The sequence below is a fragment of the Nonomuraea sp. NPDC049421 genome, assembly GCF_040677005.1.
Classification (GTDB): domain Bacteria; phylum Actinomycetota; class Actinomycetes; order Streptosporangiales; family Streptosporangiaceae; genus Nonomuraea; species Nonomuraea salmonea.
In genome coordinates, this window is the sequence record NZ_JBFAQA010000021.1 from 28,817 (window position 1) to 44,146 (window position 15,330).

At 72.4% G+C, this 15,330-nt stretch carries 11 protein-coding genes; 3 read left to right on the forward strand and 8 right to left on the reverse strand.

What is annotated here, in order from left to right; all coding sequences use genetic code 11:
- Nucleotides 1–113 precede the first annotated feature (113 nt).
- Nucleotides 114–1,592 (reverse strand): Nramp family divalent metal transporter, encoded by a 1,479-nt coding sequence (locus AB0K18_RS31090; protein ID WP_364921287.1) that lies wholly within the window; start codon nt 1,590–1,592, stop codon nt 114–116.
- Between the two features lie 172 nt (nt 1,593–1,764).
- Between AB0K18_RS31090 and AB0K18_RS31095 the strand changes: the two genes are divergently transcribed.
- Nucleotides 1,765–2,130 (forward strand): hypothetical protein, encoded by a 366-nt coding sequence (locus AB0K18_RS31095; protein ID WP_364921290.1) that lies wholly within the window; start codon nt 1,765–1,767, stop codon nt 2,128–2,130.
- 249 nt (nt 2,131–2,379) lie between these two features.
- Here the strand turns inward: AB0K18_RS31095 and glgC are convergent, their stop codons facing one another.
- Entirely contained in the window at nt 2,380–3,615 is a 1,236-nt protein-coding gene (gene glgC / locus AB0K18_RS31100; protein WP_345386598.1) for a glucose-1-phosphate adenylyltransferase, read from the reverse strand.
- Nucleotides 3,616–3,773: 158 nt separating this feature from the next.
- Here glgC and glgA point away from each other — a divergent pair, with 158 nt between their 5' ends.
- Complete coding sequence (glgA, locus tag AB0K18_RS31105) at nt 3,774–4,946, forward strand: glycogen synthase (RefSeq protein ID WP_364921293.1); 1,173 nt, start codon at nt 3,774–3,776, stop codon at nt 4,944–4,946.
- Here the strand turns inward: glgA and AB0K18_RS31110 are convergent, their stop codons facing one another.
- Nucleotides 4,947–5,351, reverse strand: a complete 405-nt coding sequence (locus AB0K18_RS31110; protein WP_364921296.1) for a nitroreductase family deazaflavin-dependent oxidoreductase — start codon at nt 5,349–5,351, stop codon at nt 4,947–4,949. It abuts the gene before it with no gap.
- A 90-nt stretch (nt 5,352–5,441) separates the two neighbouring features.
- Here AB0K18_RS31110 and AB0K18_RS31115 point away from each other — a divergent pair, with 90 nt between their 5' ends.
- Nucleotides 5,442–11,633 (forward strand): CHAT domain-containing protein, encoded by a 6,192-nt coding sequence (locus AB0K18_RS31115; protein WP_364921299.1) that lies wholly within the window; start codon nt 5,442–5,444, stop codon nt 11,631–11,633.
- On the opposite strand, the gene AB0K18_RS31120 is transcribed toward AB0K18_RS31115, so the two are convergent.
- The 5 genes from AB0K18_RS31120 to AB0K18_RS31140 form a co-directional block, all read right to left on the reverse strand.
- Nucleotides 11,525–11,827, reverse strand: coding sequence for a hypothetical protein (locus AB0K18_RS31120; protein WP_364921302.1), 303 nt, complete (start codon nt 11,825–11,827; stop codon nt 11,525–11,527). The two genes, AB0K18_RS31115 and AB0K18_RS31120, sit on opposite strands and share 109 nt — an antisense overlap.
- 33 nt (nt 11,828–11,860) lie before the next feature.
- Complete coding sequence (locus AB0K18_RS31125; RefSeq protein WP_364921305.1) at nt 11,861–12,316, reverse strand: hypothetical protein; 456 nt, start codon at nt 12,314–12,316, stop codon at nt 11,861–11,863.
- A 111-nt stretch (nt 12,317–12,427) separates the two neighbouring features.
- Nucleotides 12,428–12,976: a GNAT family protein gene (locus tag AB0K18_RS31130; protein ID WP_364921308.1), complete on the reverse strand. Its 549-nt coding sequence runs from the start codon at nt 12,974–12,976 to the stop codon at nt 12,428–12,430.
- 43 nt (nt 12,977–13,019) lie between these two features.
- The gene (locus tag AB0K18_RS31135) at nt 13,020–13,727 is read right to left on the reverse strand and encodes a hypothetical protein (protein WP_364921311.1); all 708 of its coding nucleotides are present in this window, start codon (nt 13,725–13,727) and stop codon (nt 13,020–13,022) included.
- Nucleotides 13,728–13,947: 220 nt separating this feature from the next.
- A complete protein-coding gene (locus AB0K18_RS31140; RefSeq protein ID WP_364921314.1) occupies nt 13,948–15,273 on the reverse strand; it encodes an MFS transporter in 1,326 nt (441 codons plus the stop codon).
- Nucleotides 15,274–15,330 lie beyond the last annotated feature (57 nt).

The window sequence follows — 15,330 nt, forward strand, 5'->3', positions numbered from 1 at the left end:
GCGCCGACCCGCAGCAGTCCGGCACGCCCCCTGTCTCTGCGCACGCTAGCAACGCCCGATCTTCCCCGGAGATCACTTCGGCTAACGTGAAAGCTTCCTCCCTGTACGCCCGGTCAGAACGTCACCAGCGGGTCCCCGACGAAGTCCGCGATGAAGTTGACGAAGAAGAACCCGAAGAACAGCACGTTGAGCACCAGGATCACGTAGTGCCACGGCCGCGGCCTGGCGGGGCGCGGCAGCTTGCTGTTGAGGTACATCAGCAGGAACGGATAGAGCAGCGCCCCCAGGTTCGACATGTTCGCCGACCACTCCACCAGGCCCACCGGCAGCGACTGGAAGATGACGATCGAGATGATGACCAGCAGGAAGAGCATGAACGGGTAGTAGAAGCGGCGCGGGTCGCCCTCGATCAGCCGGCGCAGGCGCGGGCTGGTGGCGTTGGCCGCGTCGGTGGTGACCCGGACCATCGCCTCGAAGATGCCGAGCTGCGTCGAGAACAGCACCAGCACCCCGACCACCAGCGCGACGTAGAAGACCACCCTGCCGTACTCGTCGCCCAGCGCGGAGGCCACGAACGTCGGCACGTTCGCCCTGGTCGGCCGCTCGCCCGAGAGCGTGACCGCCTGCGCCATGAGCAGCGTGGGCAGCAGCATGCCGAGGATCGCGCCCACGAAGAACACGCCCCACATGTCCACCAGGAGCAGCCGGTACCAGCGCCGCCACAGGCCGCGGTTCTTCTCGTCGTCGGGGAAGGTGACGCCGCTGGCCAGGATCGCCTTCCTGTCGCCGCGCAGGCCGGAGATGTAGCCGACCCGGTGGCCCATGCCGTAGCCCTTGTCGCGGTAGTGGCCCATGATGTACCAGTTCAGACCCGAGGCCAGCGCCGTGAACCCGGCCAGCGCGCCGAGCTGGGTCGCGGTGATGCCGGCGGGCGGCGCGGCCGGGGTGAGGAAGCCCCGGATGCCCTCCCACCACTGGCTGATCGGCACCACCAGCAGGTCCACGGCCAGCAGCGCGATGAGGATGGTGCCGATCATCACCCAGTTGACCAGCTCCAGGACCCGGCTGATCCGGCGGGCCGCGGCGGTGATGAGGAACACCAGCACCAGCAGGCCGATCGCCCACAGGCGCGGCTCGACCGCGTCGGCGGCCGGCGGGACACCGTGCACGAGCGCGTACACGCCCTGGCCGGCCGACGCGGCCCAGCCACCGGCGATGAACGAGAAGATCACGATGAGCACCGACAGCGGCACCCACAGCGGCCAGCCCGGCGGCACCCGCCCCCAGCCGACCACGGGGGCCTCGCCGGTGGCCACGACGTAGCGGGAGCACTCGACGTTGTAGAACGTCTGCAGCAGCGCCGAGACCACGATGACCCAGCCGACCCCGACGAAGCCGTACTGGCCGACGCTGAGCGGGCCGAGCAGCCATTCGCCGCTGCCGATGGAGATGCCGAGGGCGATCAGGCTGGGGCCGACGGCGTACTTGACGAGTTCTTTGGGGCCGATCCTGGAGACCTTGAAGACCTCCTCCGGCGTGGGCAGATCGGCGACTTCCAGGTCAGGACGGCTGACTCCGAGCGGGTGCGACATCTCACTGCCTCCTGCCGCCCAGCGTGATCCCGGACCGCCGTCACAACAAGACCCAATTAGTCGTTCACGCTCACGTAAGGCCACGAGCGGGTCAGGCGTGGCGGTATTCCCCCTAACGGGACTGACTACGTAGAGTGATTGTCGTTGTCACAAGGTGACTACAGGGGGAGAAATGAAAGGTAAGCTCATAGCGGTCGGCGGCGTGCTCGCCACCGCTGCCACATTCTGTGCCATGGCCACGCCGGCCGAGGCGGCCAACCGCTGCGACCTCAGCGTCGGCGACCGCACCCACACGCTGCGCATCACGCCGTGGGGCGTGCACGCGGGCAAGCGCGACGCCAAGGCGTGCCAGGCCAAGGAGAAGTTCGAGGACGACGACGACGAGTTCGAGGACGACGACGAAGGCGACGAGGCGGAGTTCGGCGGCTGGAACAACGGCTACGGCCCCGGCTACGGCTGGGACAACGGTTACGGCGCCGCGCGTCAGGGCGACTGGAACGGCTACAACTGGCCGGGCACCTGGTACGGCCAGGAGTGACATCACCGGCCGATCCTGACTCATAGGGCCGGCCGTCAAGCCCCGGGGCGCTTCACGGTGCCCCGGGCACCCTCCACCCCCTGTAGCACCCGCCGGCCTCCCCGGAGGCCCGCCCCCTCCCACGACGTCTCGGCCCCGCCCTGTCCGCACGGCGGGGCCGTCGGCATGCCTGTTCCGCGCCCCGTCTCGCGCCCCGTTCCGCGCCCCGTCTCGCGCCCCGGCCCGGTGCCGGGGCGCGACCTGCCGGCGTCAGCGGTCGACGATCTCGTTCTTGCCGATCACCACGACCCCGCCCCTCGTCAGCGCGAACCTGCTGCGGTCGTACTCGGGGTCGAAGCCGATGCGGGCGCCGTCGGGGATGACGACGTTCTTGTCGATGATCGCCTTGCGCACGACCGCGCCCCGCCCGACCTTGACGTTCTCCATCAGCACGGAGTCCTCCACCAGCGAGTGCGAGTGGAGCACCACCTTCGGCGACAGGATGGATCTGATCGCCGTGCCGCCGGAGACGATCACGCCGGGGGAGACCAGCGAGTCGATCGCCCGCCCCACCCGGTCGCCGTCGTTGTGCACGAACTTGGCGGGCGGCAGCGGGTCGTGCCCGGTGAAGATCGGCCACTTGTCGTTGTACAGGTTGAACACCGGATGCGCCGAGATGAGGTCCATGTGGGCCTCGTAGTAGGCGTCCAGCGTCCCCACGTCACGCCAGTAGCCGCGGTCGCGCTCGCTGGAGCCCGGCACGATGTTGTGGGCGAAGTCGTAGACGTCGGCGCCGCCCGACTTCACCAGCATCGGGATGATGTTTCCGCCGAGGTCGTGCTTGCTGGAGGGGTCGAGCGCGTCCTCGCGCAGCGCGTCGATCATCGCCTGCGTCTTGAACACGTAGTTGCCCATCGACGCGAACACCTCGTCGGGGGAGTCGGCCAGCCCCACGGCGTCCTTCGGCTTCTCCCTGAACGCCACGATGCGGCGCCCCTCGGGATCGGTCTCGATCACGCCGAACTGGTCGGCCAGCGACAGCGGCTGCCTGATCGCCGCCACCGTCACGTCCGCGCCGGAGTCCTCGTGCTGCTCGACCATCTGCCGGGGATCCATCCGGTAGATGTGGTCGGCGCCGAACACGATGACGTGCTCGGGCTCCTCGTCGTAGATCAGGTTCAGGTTCTGGAACAACGCGTCGGCCGAGCCGGAGAACCATCTCGGCCCCAGCCGCTGCTGCGCCGGAACCGGCGTGACGTAGTTGCCCAGCATCGCCGACAGCCGCCACGTACGCGAGACGTGCCGGTCGAGGCTGTGGTTCTTGTACTGCGTCAGCACGACGATCTTCAGGAACCCGCCGTTCGCGAGGTTGGACAGCACGAAGTCGATGAGCCGGTACATCCCCCCGAACGGCACCGCCGGTTTCGCCCGATCCGCCGTGAGAGGCATGAGCCTCTTGCCCTCTCCACCTGCCAGCACAACCGCAAGCACCCTCCGGGACCTCATGCCCAGGACGCTACCCCCAAATGGCCGATCTATCGACGAAAGGCCGCAGCGGGATCCTCCCGTGTGTCGGTATTTGCGATGCAATGTACGAACCGGAGTTGCCGAGCTTTGGTTTGTCGCTGTGTTCGCTGTGCTCAACCAGCCCGTAGTGTCGTCTCATGCGCGTTGATCTGCTCAGCAGGGAATACCCGCCAGAGGTGTACGGCGGGGCAGGGGTGCACATGGAATACCTGGCCAGAGAGCTGCGGAAGCTGGCCGACGTCCACGTGCGCTGCTTCGGGGCGGCCCGCGTCGAGCCGGGCGTATCCGCCTACCGCGTGCCCGACGGCCTGGCGGGCGCGAACGCGGCCCTGCAGGTGCTCGGCGTCGACCTCGAGATGTCGGCCGCGTGCGCGGGCGCGTCGGTCGTTCACTCCCATACTTGGTACGCCAATTTCGCCGGGCATGTCGCGAAGCTGCTCCACGGCGTGCCGCACGTCGTCACCACGCACAGTCTCGAGCCGCTGCGGCCGTGGAAGGCCGAGCAGCTCGGCGGCGGCTACGCGATCTCCTCGTGGGCCGAGCGCACCGCCCTGGCCGCCGCCGACGCGGTCATCGCGGTCTCCGAGGGCATGCGGCGCGACGTCCTGGCCGCCTACCCCGAGATCCCGCCCGAGCGGGTCAGCGTGATCCACAACGGCATCGACACCACCCAATACGCGCCCGACCGCGGCACCGACGTGCTGGAGAAGTACGGCGTCGATCCCACACGGCCCTACGTCGTCTTCGTCGGCCGCATCACCCGCCAGAAGGGCCTGGTCCACCTGCTCCACGCGGCCCGCTCCTTCGACCCCGCGGCGCAGCTCGTGCTCTGCGCGGGCGCGCCCGACACGCCGGAGATCGCCGCCGAGGTGACCGAGCTCGTCGAGGGGCTCGACCGCGCGGGCGTGTTCTGGATCCAGGAGATGCTGCCCAAGCCCGAGGTCATCCAGCTCCTGACCCATGCCACGGTGTTCGTCTGCCCGTCGGTCTACGAGCCCATGGGCATCGTCAACCTCGAGGCGATGGCATGCGAGACGGCCGTCGTGGCGACCGCGACGGGCGGCATCCCCGAGGTGGTCGCCGACGGCGAGACCGGCCTGCTGGTGCCCATCGCGCAGGCCGCCGACGGCACGCCGCACGCCCCGGAGCGGTTCGCCGCCGACCTCGCGGAGCGGGTCAACGCCCTGCTCGGCGACCCGGCGCGGGCACGGGCGATGGGCGAGGCGGGCCGGGCCCGCGCCATCGAGCACTTCTCCTGGGAACGGATCGCCCACCGCACCATGCGGCTGTACGAGACGCTGACCGGGTGATCAGCTCACGCGTTCGAGCACGACGACCGGGATCTCCCTGTCGGTCTTCTTCTGGTACTCGTCGTACTCGGGCCAGGTCCTGGCCATGACCTGCCACATCTCGGGCTTCTCCGACGCCTCGGCCGTACGCGCGCGGGCCCGGAACTTGTCGCCCTTGACCTGCACCTCGACCTCGGGCTCCGCCAGCAGGTTCTTGTACCACTGCGGATGCTCGGGGTCGCCGCCCTTCGACGCCACCACGAGATAGTCCTCGCCGAAGCGCTGGTAGATGAGCGGGGTCGTGAAGGGCTGCCCGGACTTGCGGCCCTTGGTGGTCAGGAGAAGGACGACGGTGTTGTTCCAGTCGTGGCCTTCGGCCCCGTCGGTCTCCTGATAACGCCGAACGTGTTCCTTGCCGTAGAGCATGCGAACGCACCTACCCAGGACGCGCCCGACCTCACCGCCCCACCCCGGGAGCCGCTGTACGGGGCGGCACGCCAATGAGAGTCTTTGCCCATGACCGATCCGGCCGGGGCGCTGGCCGCCCGCATCGAGCGGTTCGAACAGGCCGCGGATCCCGAGCTGATCTGGGATCCCGCGGCGCTGTCCGAGGCCGAGCAGGCGATGCTGGCCTGCTCAGGCGGCCGCTCCGACGCGGCCACCTGGCGGCTCATCGGCATGCTCCACCTGGCCCGCTACCGGCTCGACCCGCGCACCACGCGCGACGCGGCGGTGGCGGGCGCGTTCTTCGCCGCCGTGGCCGTCGTCGACCCCGGCCGGCTGCCGGAGAAGCTGCGCGGCTCCCAACTCCCTCCGGGCGAGTCGGCCGGCACCTGGGCGGGGCTGGTCGAGGAGGTGTTCAGGCACGTCGACCCGGGCGCGTACCGGCACGTGGGGCTGCTCATCCACGCCCTGGTCCGGCGGGCCATGGCCGAGCCGGTCGCGGAGGTGTCGGAGCGGCTCGGCGAGTTCCTGCTGCAGGAGTCCGTACGCTCGTCCGACCCCTCGTGGGCGCCCGGCGCGCTGGGGCCGCTCGGAGCCGGGCTCGTGCGCCTCCACGAGGCCACCGGCGGGCGCGAGATCATCGACGACGCCGTCCACATGCTGCTGCGCGCCGCCCTCGGCGAGCCCGCCTACACCCGCGACCTGGCCGCCGCCCTCGCGCTCGCGGCGCCCGGCGACGACGAGCTGGCCGCCGCGTACCTCGCGGCCGCCGAGTCGGGGGAGCGGGACCGGTCGCGGGCGCTGCTCGCGCTCGTCGAGCTCACCCGTTCCCGCTCGGTCGCCTCCTGGGCCGACGACGACCTGCTAGCGTTCATCAGGGTCGGGCAGTGCGCCCTGGACTCCTGGCACGAGCGGTGGGCGCATCCGGGGGTGCTGGCGCCGTACGCGTCGGGGCTCATCGAGTGGTACGTCGTCACGGGCGACGAACGTTCGCTCGAAGCCGGCCTGGAGATGCTCGACGCGTTGCGCGTCACCCCCGACGAGGACGTACGCGACCTGCCCGACCCGCTCGTCCGGCTGCGCCTGCTCGGCGACCGCAGGATGCGCCGCCACGAGGTGAGCGGCGACCCCGCGGACCTGGAGTCCGCCGTCGAGGCCCGCCGCGACGCGCTCGCCCTGGTCCCTGACGGCCACCCCGCCAAGCCCGCCCTCCTCACCGCTTCGGCCACCGCCCTGCTCGAACTGGCGGCCCTGACGGACGGCGACCCGGCCGTGCCGATCGCCGCGGCCCGCGCCGCCCTGTCCGCATACGGCGACCACGCCCCGCAACGCCCCGACACGCTCCTCCTCCTCGCCGAAGCCCTCACCCTCCACCTGACGACCGGCCCCGCGCCGCACGGCATCCCTCACCCCGCCGACGAGGCCGTCTCCGTGTTGCGGGAGGCACTCGCGGCGGGTGAAGGTCTGACCCGGCGGGCCGAGGCGTACGGGCTGATGTCGGAGGTGCTGCGCCGGCGAGCCTCCAGCGCCGACGGCGACCGGCGTGCCGCCGATCTGCGGGAGGCCGTCCAAGCAGCCCGCCAGGCCGTGGAACTGGCCACGAAGGACGCACACGGCCAGGCCGGCGCCCGGCGCGCCCTGGTGAAGGCGCTGCTGGCGCGGCACATGGCGTACCAGGACCCCCGCGACCTCACCGAAGCACTGTCCTTGACCGGTGAGCCCGTCGGCCTGGACTCCACCCTGGACTCCACCCTGGACACCGCCCTGGACGCCGCCCTGGCGCGCGTGCTCGACGGGGCGGGGGAGGTGGATGAGCAGCTCGCGGCGACCGCGACCGAGCTGGCGCTGCGGTCGCCGCGCGAGGAACGGGCGCTCACGCTGCTCCAGGTGGCGGAGCGGCGGGCCGAGGGCGAGGCGGAGCGCGGTGAGTTCCTCGCCGAGGCGGCGGAGCGGCTGGCCGAGGCCGGGCGGGCGGGCGTCGCGGGCCGCGTGCTGGAGCGGGCGGCGGAGGCGTTCGAGGCGGCGGGGGAACGGTCCCGCGCCGCCGCCGTGCTGTCCCGGCTGGGCGGGCTGGCCGAGCCGGGGCAGGCTTTGGCGGCGTACGCGCGGGCCGCGGACGTCCACCATGACCTCGGAGATCCCCGTGCGGAGGCCCAGGAGCTGACCCGGATGGGCCTGCTCCACCTCGCCGCCGGTGAGCCCGCCCGCGCCGCCGACCTTCACCGGCGGGCCGCCACCCTGTGCGAGGAGGCGGGGCTGCCCGCCGACGAGGCCTCGCACCTCCGGCACGCCGCGGAAGCCCATCTCGCCGCCGGCGACCCGGCCGCCGCCGTCGAGTGCGCCGGCCGGGCCCGGAACCTGCACCTGGACGTGGGCGAACCCGTCCGCGCCGCGCTCGCCCTCGTCCTCGCCGCCCGTGCCGCGCTCGACCAGGACGACCTCACCGCCGCCGGCGAACGCATCACCGCCTGTGCCATCGAGCTGGAGGCGGCCGGGGACTGGGAGGAGGCGTGCCGGGCGCTCGACGCGCACGCCGTCCTGCTCGCCGTACGCGGCCACCCCGGGCAGGCCGCCGCCTGCGAGACCCGGCTCGTGGAGATCGTGCGGCGGCACGGGCGGCGGCGCGAGCCGGCCGACGAGTGGTACCGCATCGCGCAGCGCCGCCGGGGCCGTGGTGACGCGGGTGGGGCCCGGGTCGCCTTCGAGCTGGCCGGACGCGAGTACGACGCCCTCGGCAACCCCGACGGCGCCGCCTCTGTGCGGTACAACCTGGGCGTTCTCGCGTACGGGGAGGGGGAGTCCGCGCAGGCGATGGAGGCCTTCGGGGCGGCGGCGGAGGCGTTCGCCCAGCTGGACAGCCCGGTCAAGGAGTCGCTGGCCCTGACCATGCGCGCCTCCTGCCTGACCGCCCTCGGCCTCCCGGACGACGCCCTGACCGACCTCGACCACGCACTCGAAACCGCTGGCTCCGACCCTTACGCCCTCCTGGTCGCCACCCTCGGCCGCGCGGCCGTGGACGTGGAGCTGGGCCGCCTCGGGGAGGCCGAGGAACGCCTCCACACAGCCCTCACGCTGGCGGCCGACGACCAACTGGCTGAGGGCGTCGTACAGGACCGCCTGGCAGCCTTGCACGGCCGCACGGGCAACCTCAACGCCCAGGTCACCGCCCTCGAAGCCGCCTTGTCCGCCTTCCACACCACCGGCCACCCCCAACCAGCGGCCCTGACCGCCATCAAGTTGGGCCTCGCCCTGGAACATCGCGGCGATTACCGCGCCGCCCGCCAGAGCCTGGAAACCGCCCTCACCCTCCTCCAACCCCACCTCCCCCCGCCTGCCGAAACTTCCACAGCCGCCTCACCAGGCACCTCCGGAGGCTCGGCGAGCACTCAGGCACAAGGGCCAGACGGCGGTCCCGCGGGCGCTCAAAAGCCTGTGAGCGGTCCCGCCGCCACACGGACGGAGGGCCCTGCGGCCGGTTCCGCGGACCTTGGGACGGTGACCTCTGCGGGCACTCGGACGGAGGGTCCTGGGGGCGCTCCGGCTGAAGGCCCCGCGCGGGGGTCGGCGGGTGGTCCTGCGGGCGACTCAGCTGCGGAACCGGTCGAGGAAGCGCCGTTCGAGCTCATCGCCGCGATGAACAGCGACATCGACGCCGCTGCCCTGTCCCGCCTGGCGACCCTCCACCTGACCCTCGGCGACCTCACCCGTGGCCGGGCCGCACTCACCTCCCTGCGTGCGGGCGGGCGCTGGAGCGATGCCGTGGCTCGCTTGGAGTTCTGGCTTCAGCTCGCCGAAGCGGAAGCGGCCGGTGACCTCGCCCAGGCCCGCACCCTCGCCGCCCAAGCCCTGACCGCCCCCACCCCATCCCCACCCACCGACACCGCCCCCGCACCTGGCACCCCTGCATTGGGCACCGCCGCGCCGGACGCCTCTACGCGGGGCCGCGATTCGGAGGGTGGGGAGCCTCTCGCGGGGTTGGAGGCTGGGGATCGGTCGTATTTGCTGGTCAAGTTGTCGGGCTACTGCCGGGCCCTGGGCGACCTGCCTGCCGCCTACGCGTACGCCGCGCGAGGGTGGGAGTCGCGTGATGAGCGGGTGGGTGAGCATCTGCGGAACCTTGGGGCGGCGGCTCTGGAGCTGGGGCGGGCGGAGGAGGCGATCACGCACCTTGAGGCGGCCGTAGAGGAGGCCCGGGGTGCGGTGCCTGCGCAGCTTGCCGGAGCGCTCGCCCTGCTCGGGGCGGCCTATACCGATGCGGCGAGGTGGAGGGAGGCCGGTGCAGCCTACGAGGAGGGGTTAGGGCTGACGGCGCCTTCGGTGTGGCGTTTCCTTCGCATTCCACTCCTCGTCGGTCGTGCCGCTCTTCACCTCAAGCTCGGTGAGCTGGACGAGGCCGCCGCCCGCTACCGTGACGCCATCGCGCTCGGTGAGGAGCTGGGCCGCGCCGCAGGCCGGCCCGCCGACCTCGCCGCCGCCTACGCGGACCTCGCCCTCGTTCACGAGCTTCGGGGTGATCTCGAAGGGGCTCGGCCTCTCGCCGAGCGTGCCCTGCACCTGCAACGCGCCCACGGCGATGCCCGCGGCACCGTCCTCGCCCTGGTGGCGCTCGCCCGGCCGACCGTCGAACAGACCGGCAGGATCCAGGCCGTCAGGTGGCTGGAGGAGGCCGTGGCGCTGGCGCAGGAGAGCGGGTTCAGGGCGGGGGAGGCGGTGGCGCAGTGCCGGCTCGCGGTCCTCGACCTGGGCTCAGGCGCGTACGACCGGGCCGGGCACCGCCTCAGTACGGCCATCGGCGCCCTGACCGACCTGGGCCACGACATCGAGCTGCGGACGGCGTACCACCTGAGGTCGGTCGCCGCGGAGGAGCTGGGCGACCTCGCAGGAGCGCTGGCCGACGCCGAGCGGGCCTGCGCGCTCGGTCACGCCCCCTCCCGCGAGAGAGCCGTCCACCTGGCCGTCACCCTCGGACGGGGCGGGACGGCCTGGGAGCACGCCGAGCAGGCCAGGGTGGCCGCCCTCGCGGCCCACCTGGACGACCGGCCCTGGCCGGCGCCCGAGGGTGTTCCCGCGAACCTCGTGGAGGCCGAGCAGCAGGCCCTGACCACCGTCCAGACCCTGATGACGGCCGCAGGACACACCAGGGACCCGGACCGGGCCGCCCGCCTCATCCACCGCGCCCGCGCGGCCAGGACCGACCTGGAGGCCGTGTGGCGCCGCATGGCCCCCTCGGCCCCCCATCACGTGTCCCTGCGCCGCCGGTCCACCTCCGCCCCGGGGACGCGCGGGACGGTCGCCATGCTGGCGTTCCACCTGGACGAGAGCGTCGGCACCACGACCGTGCTGGCCCACCGTACGGGCTGGCCGGAGCCCCGGGCCTGCACGACCACCGTCGGCCGGGAACTGCTCACAGACTTCCTGCACACCACGTACGCCCCCAGACCAGGACTCCTCGACATCGACGCCCGCCGCCACCGCGCCGACGTGTGGCGGCGCGTGGCCGACGGCCTGCTGACCGAGGCCCTGCGCAACCTCGACCTCCAGAGCGGCGACCTGCTCCACCTGCTCCCAGGTCCAGGACTGCACGGCATCCCCCTGCACGCGCTCACACCCTCGGGCGGCCGGTCCCTGGTCGAGCACGGCCCGGTCACCTACGCCCCCGCCACCACGACGGAGGGCCGGCCGCAGGCGCGGCGCGGCACACCGTTGGTGATCGGCCAGGAGGAAGAGGCGGCGGCGCTGCTCGGCACCACCCCCGTCACGGCCACCGCGGCCGACTTGCGAGGCGTGCGTCCCGTGCTGCATCTGGCGACCGGCATGGTGCTGGACGAGAAGGACCCCTTCGGCTCTGGCGTCGTGCTGGCCGACGGCCTCCTGACCGCCCGCCGCCTGATGACCATGAACGTGGCGGCCGACCTCGTCATGCTCACCCCGCACACCCCGCACACCCCGCACACCGCGACGCCGGGAACGGGCACGGCCGTGGCCGCGCTGGGTCAGGCGTTCCTGCATGCGGGCGCCCGCGCCGTGCTGCTCCCTCTCCGGCCGGTCGCCAAGGAGATCAGCCGGGCCCTCGTGCCCGACCTCATCATGCGCCTGCGCGCGGGAGACGCCCCCGCCACGGCCCTGCGCGCCGCCGTGCTGGGGCTGCGCGAGCTCTACGGCTCGGCCGAGCCGGACCTCTGGGCGTCGTACGTGCTGATCGGCCCGCCGGGAGGCTCACCCGTCCACTTCGACCCCGGCATGAGGGTCACCAGCACCAGATAGCCGAAGAACGCGACCAGCAGCCCCACCGCGTAACCGCCGAACACCGAGGGCGAGGCGAGCAGCGCCACCACGAACCCGCCGCCCACGACGGCCACCACCGCCGCCACGTCGGCGGCGGACGCGCGGCGCCGCAGCAGCCCGTGGGTGATCCAGCCGATGACCAGTCCGAAGCAGAACGCGCCGAGCACCGCCATGGGCTCACGATCGCACGAGCCGGGGAAGCGCGGCTAGAGGTAGGACCGGGTCGCGCTCACCAGCTCGCTGGCCCCGTCGCGGGTGTCGACGTAGATGGCCTTGCCGGGGGTGCGCTCGCGGACGTCGTGATCGCGGATGGCGAACACGGCGGGCGGCACGCCCACGTCGCCGTAGCGCGCGGTGACGGCGGCCCCGATCGCCCGCCGCACGTCGGACACCACCTCGCGCGGCCCCTGCCCGGAGCCGGAGGCGGCGAGATAGCCCAGCATGCCGGCGAAGCGCAGCTCGCCCTCGGAAGGCGGGCGCTGGCCGGGCAGCACGGGACGGTCGAGCCAGAACACGTTGCCCGCCAGGAACGCCGGATAGCCCGCCCCCTCGTCGCCGAGAGAGCGCGCGGTCTCGGCGAGCAGCTCGCCGAACTCGGCCAGGTCCGCCCCGGGCGGCAGGTCCGTGGTGACGAACAGGGGCACGATCAGCGAGTCGAGCATGTGACTATCCCTCCGTGAGAGGCCTCATCGTAGGATGCCGCACCGACAATCCTGTGGCCCGCGACTCCGCCCGGACTTGACCCAGCGCTCACGAAGCGCGGGAAGTGGGGATCAGCGCTCGACCCACTCGTCCTCCAGCGCCGAGTGCACGATGGAGTCGCGCCAGCCGTTCGGCGTGGGCAGGTGGTGGCGGATGCGGCCCTCCTCGACCATCCCCGCGGTGAGCATGGCGAGCTGGGCGGGCAGGTTGGCGGGGGAGCGGGCGCCCCAGATGCGGTGCAGCCCGAGCTGCTTGAAGCCGAAGGACAGCAGCAGGCGTACGAGGTCGGTGCCGATGCCGCGCCCCCACTGCTCGGGATGGAGCCCGAACCCGATCTCGGCGCTGTGCGGCAGCTCGGCCTCGATGCGCAGCCGGGCGACGCCGACCACGTCGCGGCGGCCCGCGTCGAGCACGGCCAGCACGTAGAGCAGGCGCGGCTCGGCGGCGGCCGCCCGCACGGCCTCCTCGACGAGGCCGGTCACCTCCTGGAGGCTGCGCGGCGCGAAGGGCGCGTGCTGGGTGGCGACGGGATGGCCGTAGACCCCGTGCAGAGCGGCGATGTCCGCCTCCGTGACGTCACGGAGGCAGACGCGTTCGCCCTCGCAGACCACGCGGCGCATGCGCCGACCGTAACGCGAGTTCCGTGATCTCTACAAGCCCTTGTCAAGTCGCGAGTTGACTGCCGTAAGCTCGCGCGACAAGTTCGGCGACGGCGCCGTGCGCGCCGAGCGGCTCGGCGTGGCCGGCGCTGATCGCCGCCGCGGCCTGTTCGATCAGCGCGTACGGAGCCTCGTGGCCGATCATGCACGGCGCGATGGCCAGCCGCTCGGCGCCCGCCGCCCGCAGCCGCTGGGCCGCGACCGGCACGCCGGGCTCGCTGTCCAGCGACGCCGCGACGACCGGCAGCGTGAGCCTGGACGCCAGCAGCACCGCGGTGGCCTGCACGGCGTGCACGGCGCGCTCTCCGCCCACGGTGCCGAGGATGACGGCGTCGACGGGGCTGGAGACGTTCAGCAGGCGGACCCGGTCGGCCCTGGCCAGGCCGCGCTCGGCCAGCCGGATGTGCAGCGCCTCGGCCAGCAGCGGATGCGGGCCGAGCGCCTCGGTGACGGCGGCCCCGGTGCCGGTGGCGGCGACGGCCTTGCCGATCTCCGCGAGGACGGCGGGATCGTCCCAGGTGAGGAGCGGTACGACGACGGCTTCGCGGCCGGAGGGCAGAGAGTCTGCCAGGTCGCTCACGCTCGTCAGGCGCACCTCGATCTGGGGGTTGTCGACGCGGACCACGGCCGCGATCTCCTCGGCCACGCCGTCCGTCGTGCCGGGAGTGGCGAGCACGAGCACGGGGGCGTCGGGCGGCAAGGACGTGGGCACGGGACGGCGGTGACGACCGCCGCCCGGCCGGGGGGAACGTTCTCGTACAGGCAGGCTCACAGGCGGGCAGTTTATGCCTATTCGGAGACGGTTGTTCTGTGAATCGATGGCGATACGGTCACAACCCTGTTGACTAGGGGCTTCGGCGCCCGGAAAAGCTTCCGCGGGCGGTGTCGGCAGCCACCGCCCGCGGCTCTCGCGGCATCCCCTGCGAGGTCTGTCAGGCGAACGGGCCCACCTGCGGGGCCTTCCTGGCCTCTTCCGGCCTCTCGGCCAGGTCGACGTCGCGGGTCTCCGGCGCGATGGCCAGGCCGACGGCGGTGACGGCGAGGGCGGCGACGACGTACACGGAGACCGCGATCGTGGACTGGAAGGACTCGTACAGCTGCAGGGCGATGATCGGGGCGAGCGCGCCGCCCACCACCCCCGCCACCTGATAGCCCATGGAGGCGCCGCTGTAGCGCAGGCGGGTGCTGAACAGCTCGGCGATGAACGCGGCCTGCGGGCCGTACATCGCGGCGTGGGTCACCAGCGCCACCACGGCGGCCAGCGCGATCAGCGGGAACGAGCCGGTGTCGAGCAGCGGGAAGAAGACGAACACCCACACCGCGGCGGCGATCACGCCGGCCAGGTAGACGGGGCGGCGGCCGTACCGGTCGGACAGCGCGCCCGCCAGCGGGATCAGCGCGAGCTGCAGCGCCGAGGCGATGAGCACGGCGTTCAGCGCGTACGAGCGCGGCAGGTTCAGCGTCCCGGTGATGTAGACGATGATGTACGCGGTGAAGGTGTAGAACGCCACGTCCACCCCGATGCGCGCGGTGAAGGCCGACAGCAGCGCCCGCGGGTGCGTCCGCAGCACCTCGACGAGCGGCATCTTGGCCGTCGCGCCCTGCTCGGAGACCTCGGCGAACAACGGCGACTCGGTGATCCGCATCCGCACCCACAGCCCGACGAAGACCAGCGCGCCCGACAGCAGGAACGGCACCCGCCAGCCCCACGACAGGAACGCCGCGTCCGACATGGTGAACGACATGATCGTCAGCAGGCCGGTGGCGAGCACATAACCGGCGGGCACGCCGACCTGCGGCCAGCTCGCGTTGAAGCCGCGCCGGCGCCCGTCGCCGTGCTCCAGCGACATGATCACCGCGCCGCCCCACTCGCCGCCCAGCCCCAGCCCCTGCACGAACCTCAGCAGCGCGAGCAGGACCGGCGCCAGCACGCCGACGGCGGCGTAGCCGGGCAGCACGCCGATGAGGAACGTCGAGACGCCCATCATGAGGAGCGTCACCACCAGCACCGTCTTGCGGCCGACCCGGTCGCCGAAGTGGCCGAACACCACGCCGCCGAGCGGCCGCGCCACGAACGCCACCGCGTTGGTGGTCAGCGACGCCAGGACCGCCGTGAAGGGGTCGAGTGAGGGGAAGAACAGCTTGGGGAAGACCAGGGTCGCGGCGGTGGTGTAGAGGAAGAAGTCGTACCACTCCAGCGACGTGCCGATCAGGCTGGCGAGGATCACCCGCCGGGTCTGTTGCGTGGAGCCTGACATCGGATCGCTCCTTATGTCGATTGGGGAGTAGTTTCAACGTAAGGATCGTTGAACAAT

Coding starts and splice junctions, on each gene's coding strand:
- AB0K18_RS31095 (WP_364921290.1), top strand. CDS start 1,765: ATGAAAGGTAAGCTCATAGCGGTCGGCGGCGTGCTCGCCACCGCTGCC.
- AB0K18_RS31115 (WP_364921299.1), top strand. CDS start 5,442: ATGACCGATCCGGCCGGGGCGCTGGCCGCCCGCATCGAGCGGTTCGAA.
- AB0K18_RS31125 (WP_364921305.1), bottom strand. CDS start 12,316: ATGCTCGACTCGCTGATCGTGCCCCTGTTCGTCACCACGGACCTGCCG.
- glgA (WP_364921293.1), top strand. CDS start 3,774: ATGCGCGTTGATCTGCTCAGCAGGGAATACCCGCCAGAGGTGTACGGC.
- AB0K18_RS31120 (WP_364921302.1), bottom strand. CDS start 11,827: ATGGCGGTGCTCGGCGCGTTCTGCTTCGGACTGGTCATCGGCTGGATC.
- AB0K18_RS31090 (WP_364921287.1), bottom strand. CDS start 1,592: ATGTCGCACCCGCTCGGAGTCAGCCGTCCTGACCTGGAAGTCGCCGAT.
- AB0K18_RS31140 (WP_364921314.1), bottom strand. CDS start 15,273: ATGTCAGGCTCCACGCAACAGACCCGGCGGGTGATCCTCGCCAGCCTG.
- AB0K18_RS31110 (WP_364921296.1), bottom strand. CDS start 5,351: ATGCTCTACGGCAAGGAACACGTTCGGCGTTATCAGGAGACCGACGGG.
- glgC (WP_345386598.1), bottom strand. CDS start 3,615: ATGAGGTCCCGGAGGGTGCTTGCGGTTGTGCTGGCAGGTGGAGAGGGC.
- AB0K18_RS31130 (WP_364921308.1), bottom strand. CDS start 12,976: ATGCGCCGCGTGGTCTGCGAGGGCGAACGCGTCTGCCTCCGTGACGTC.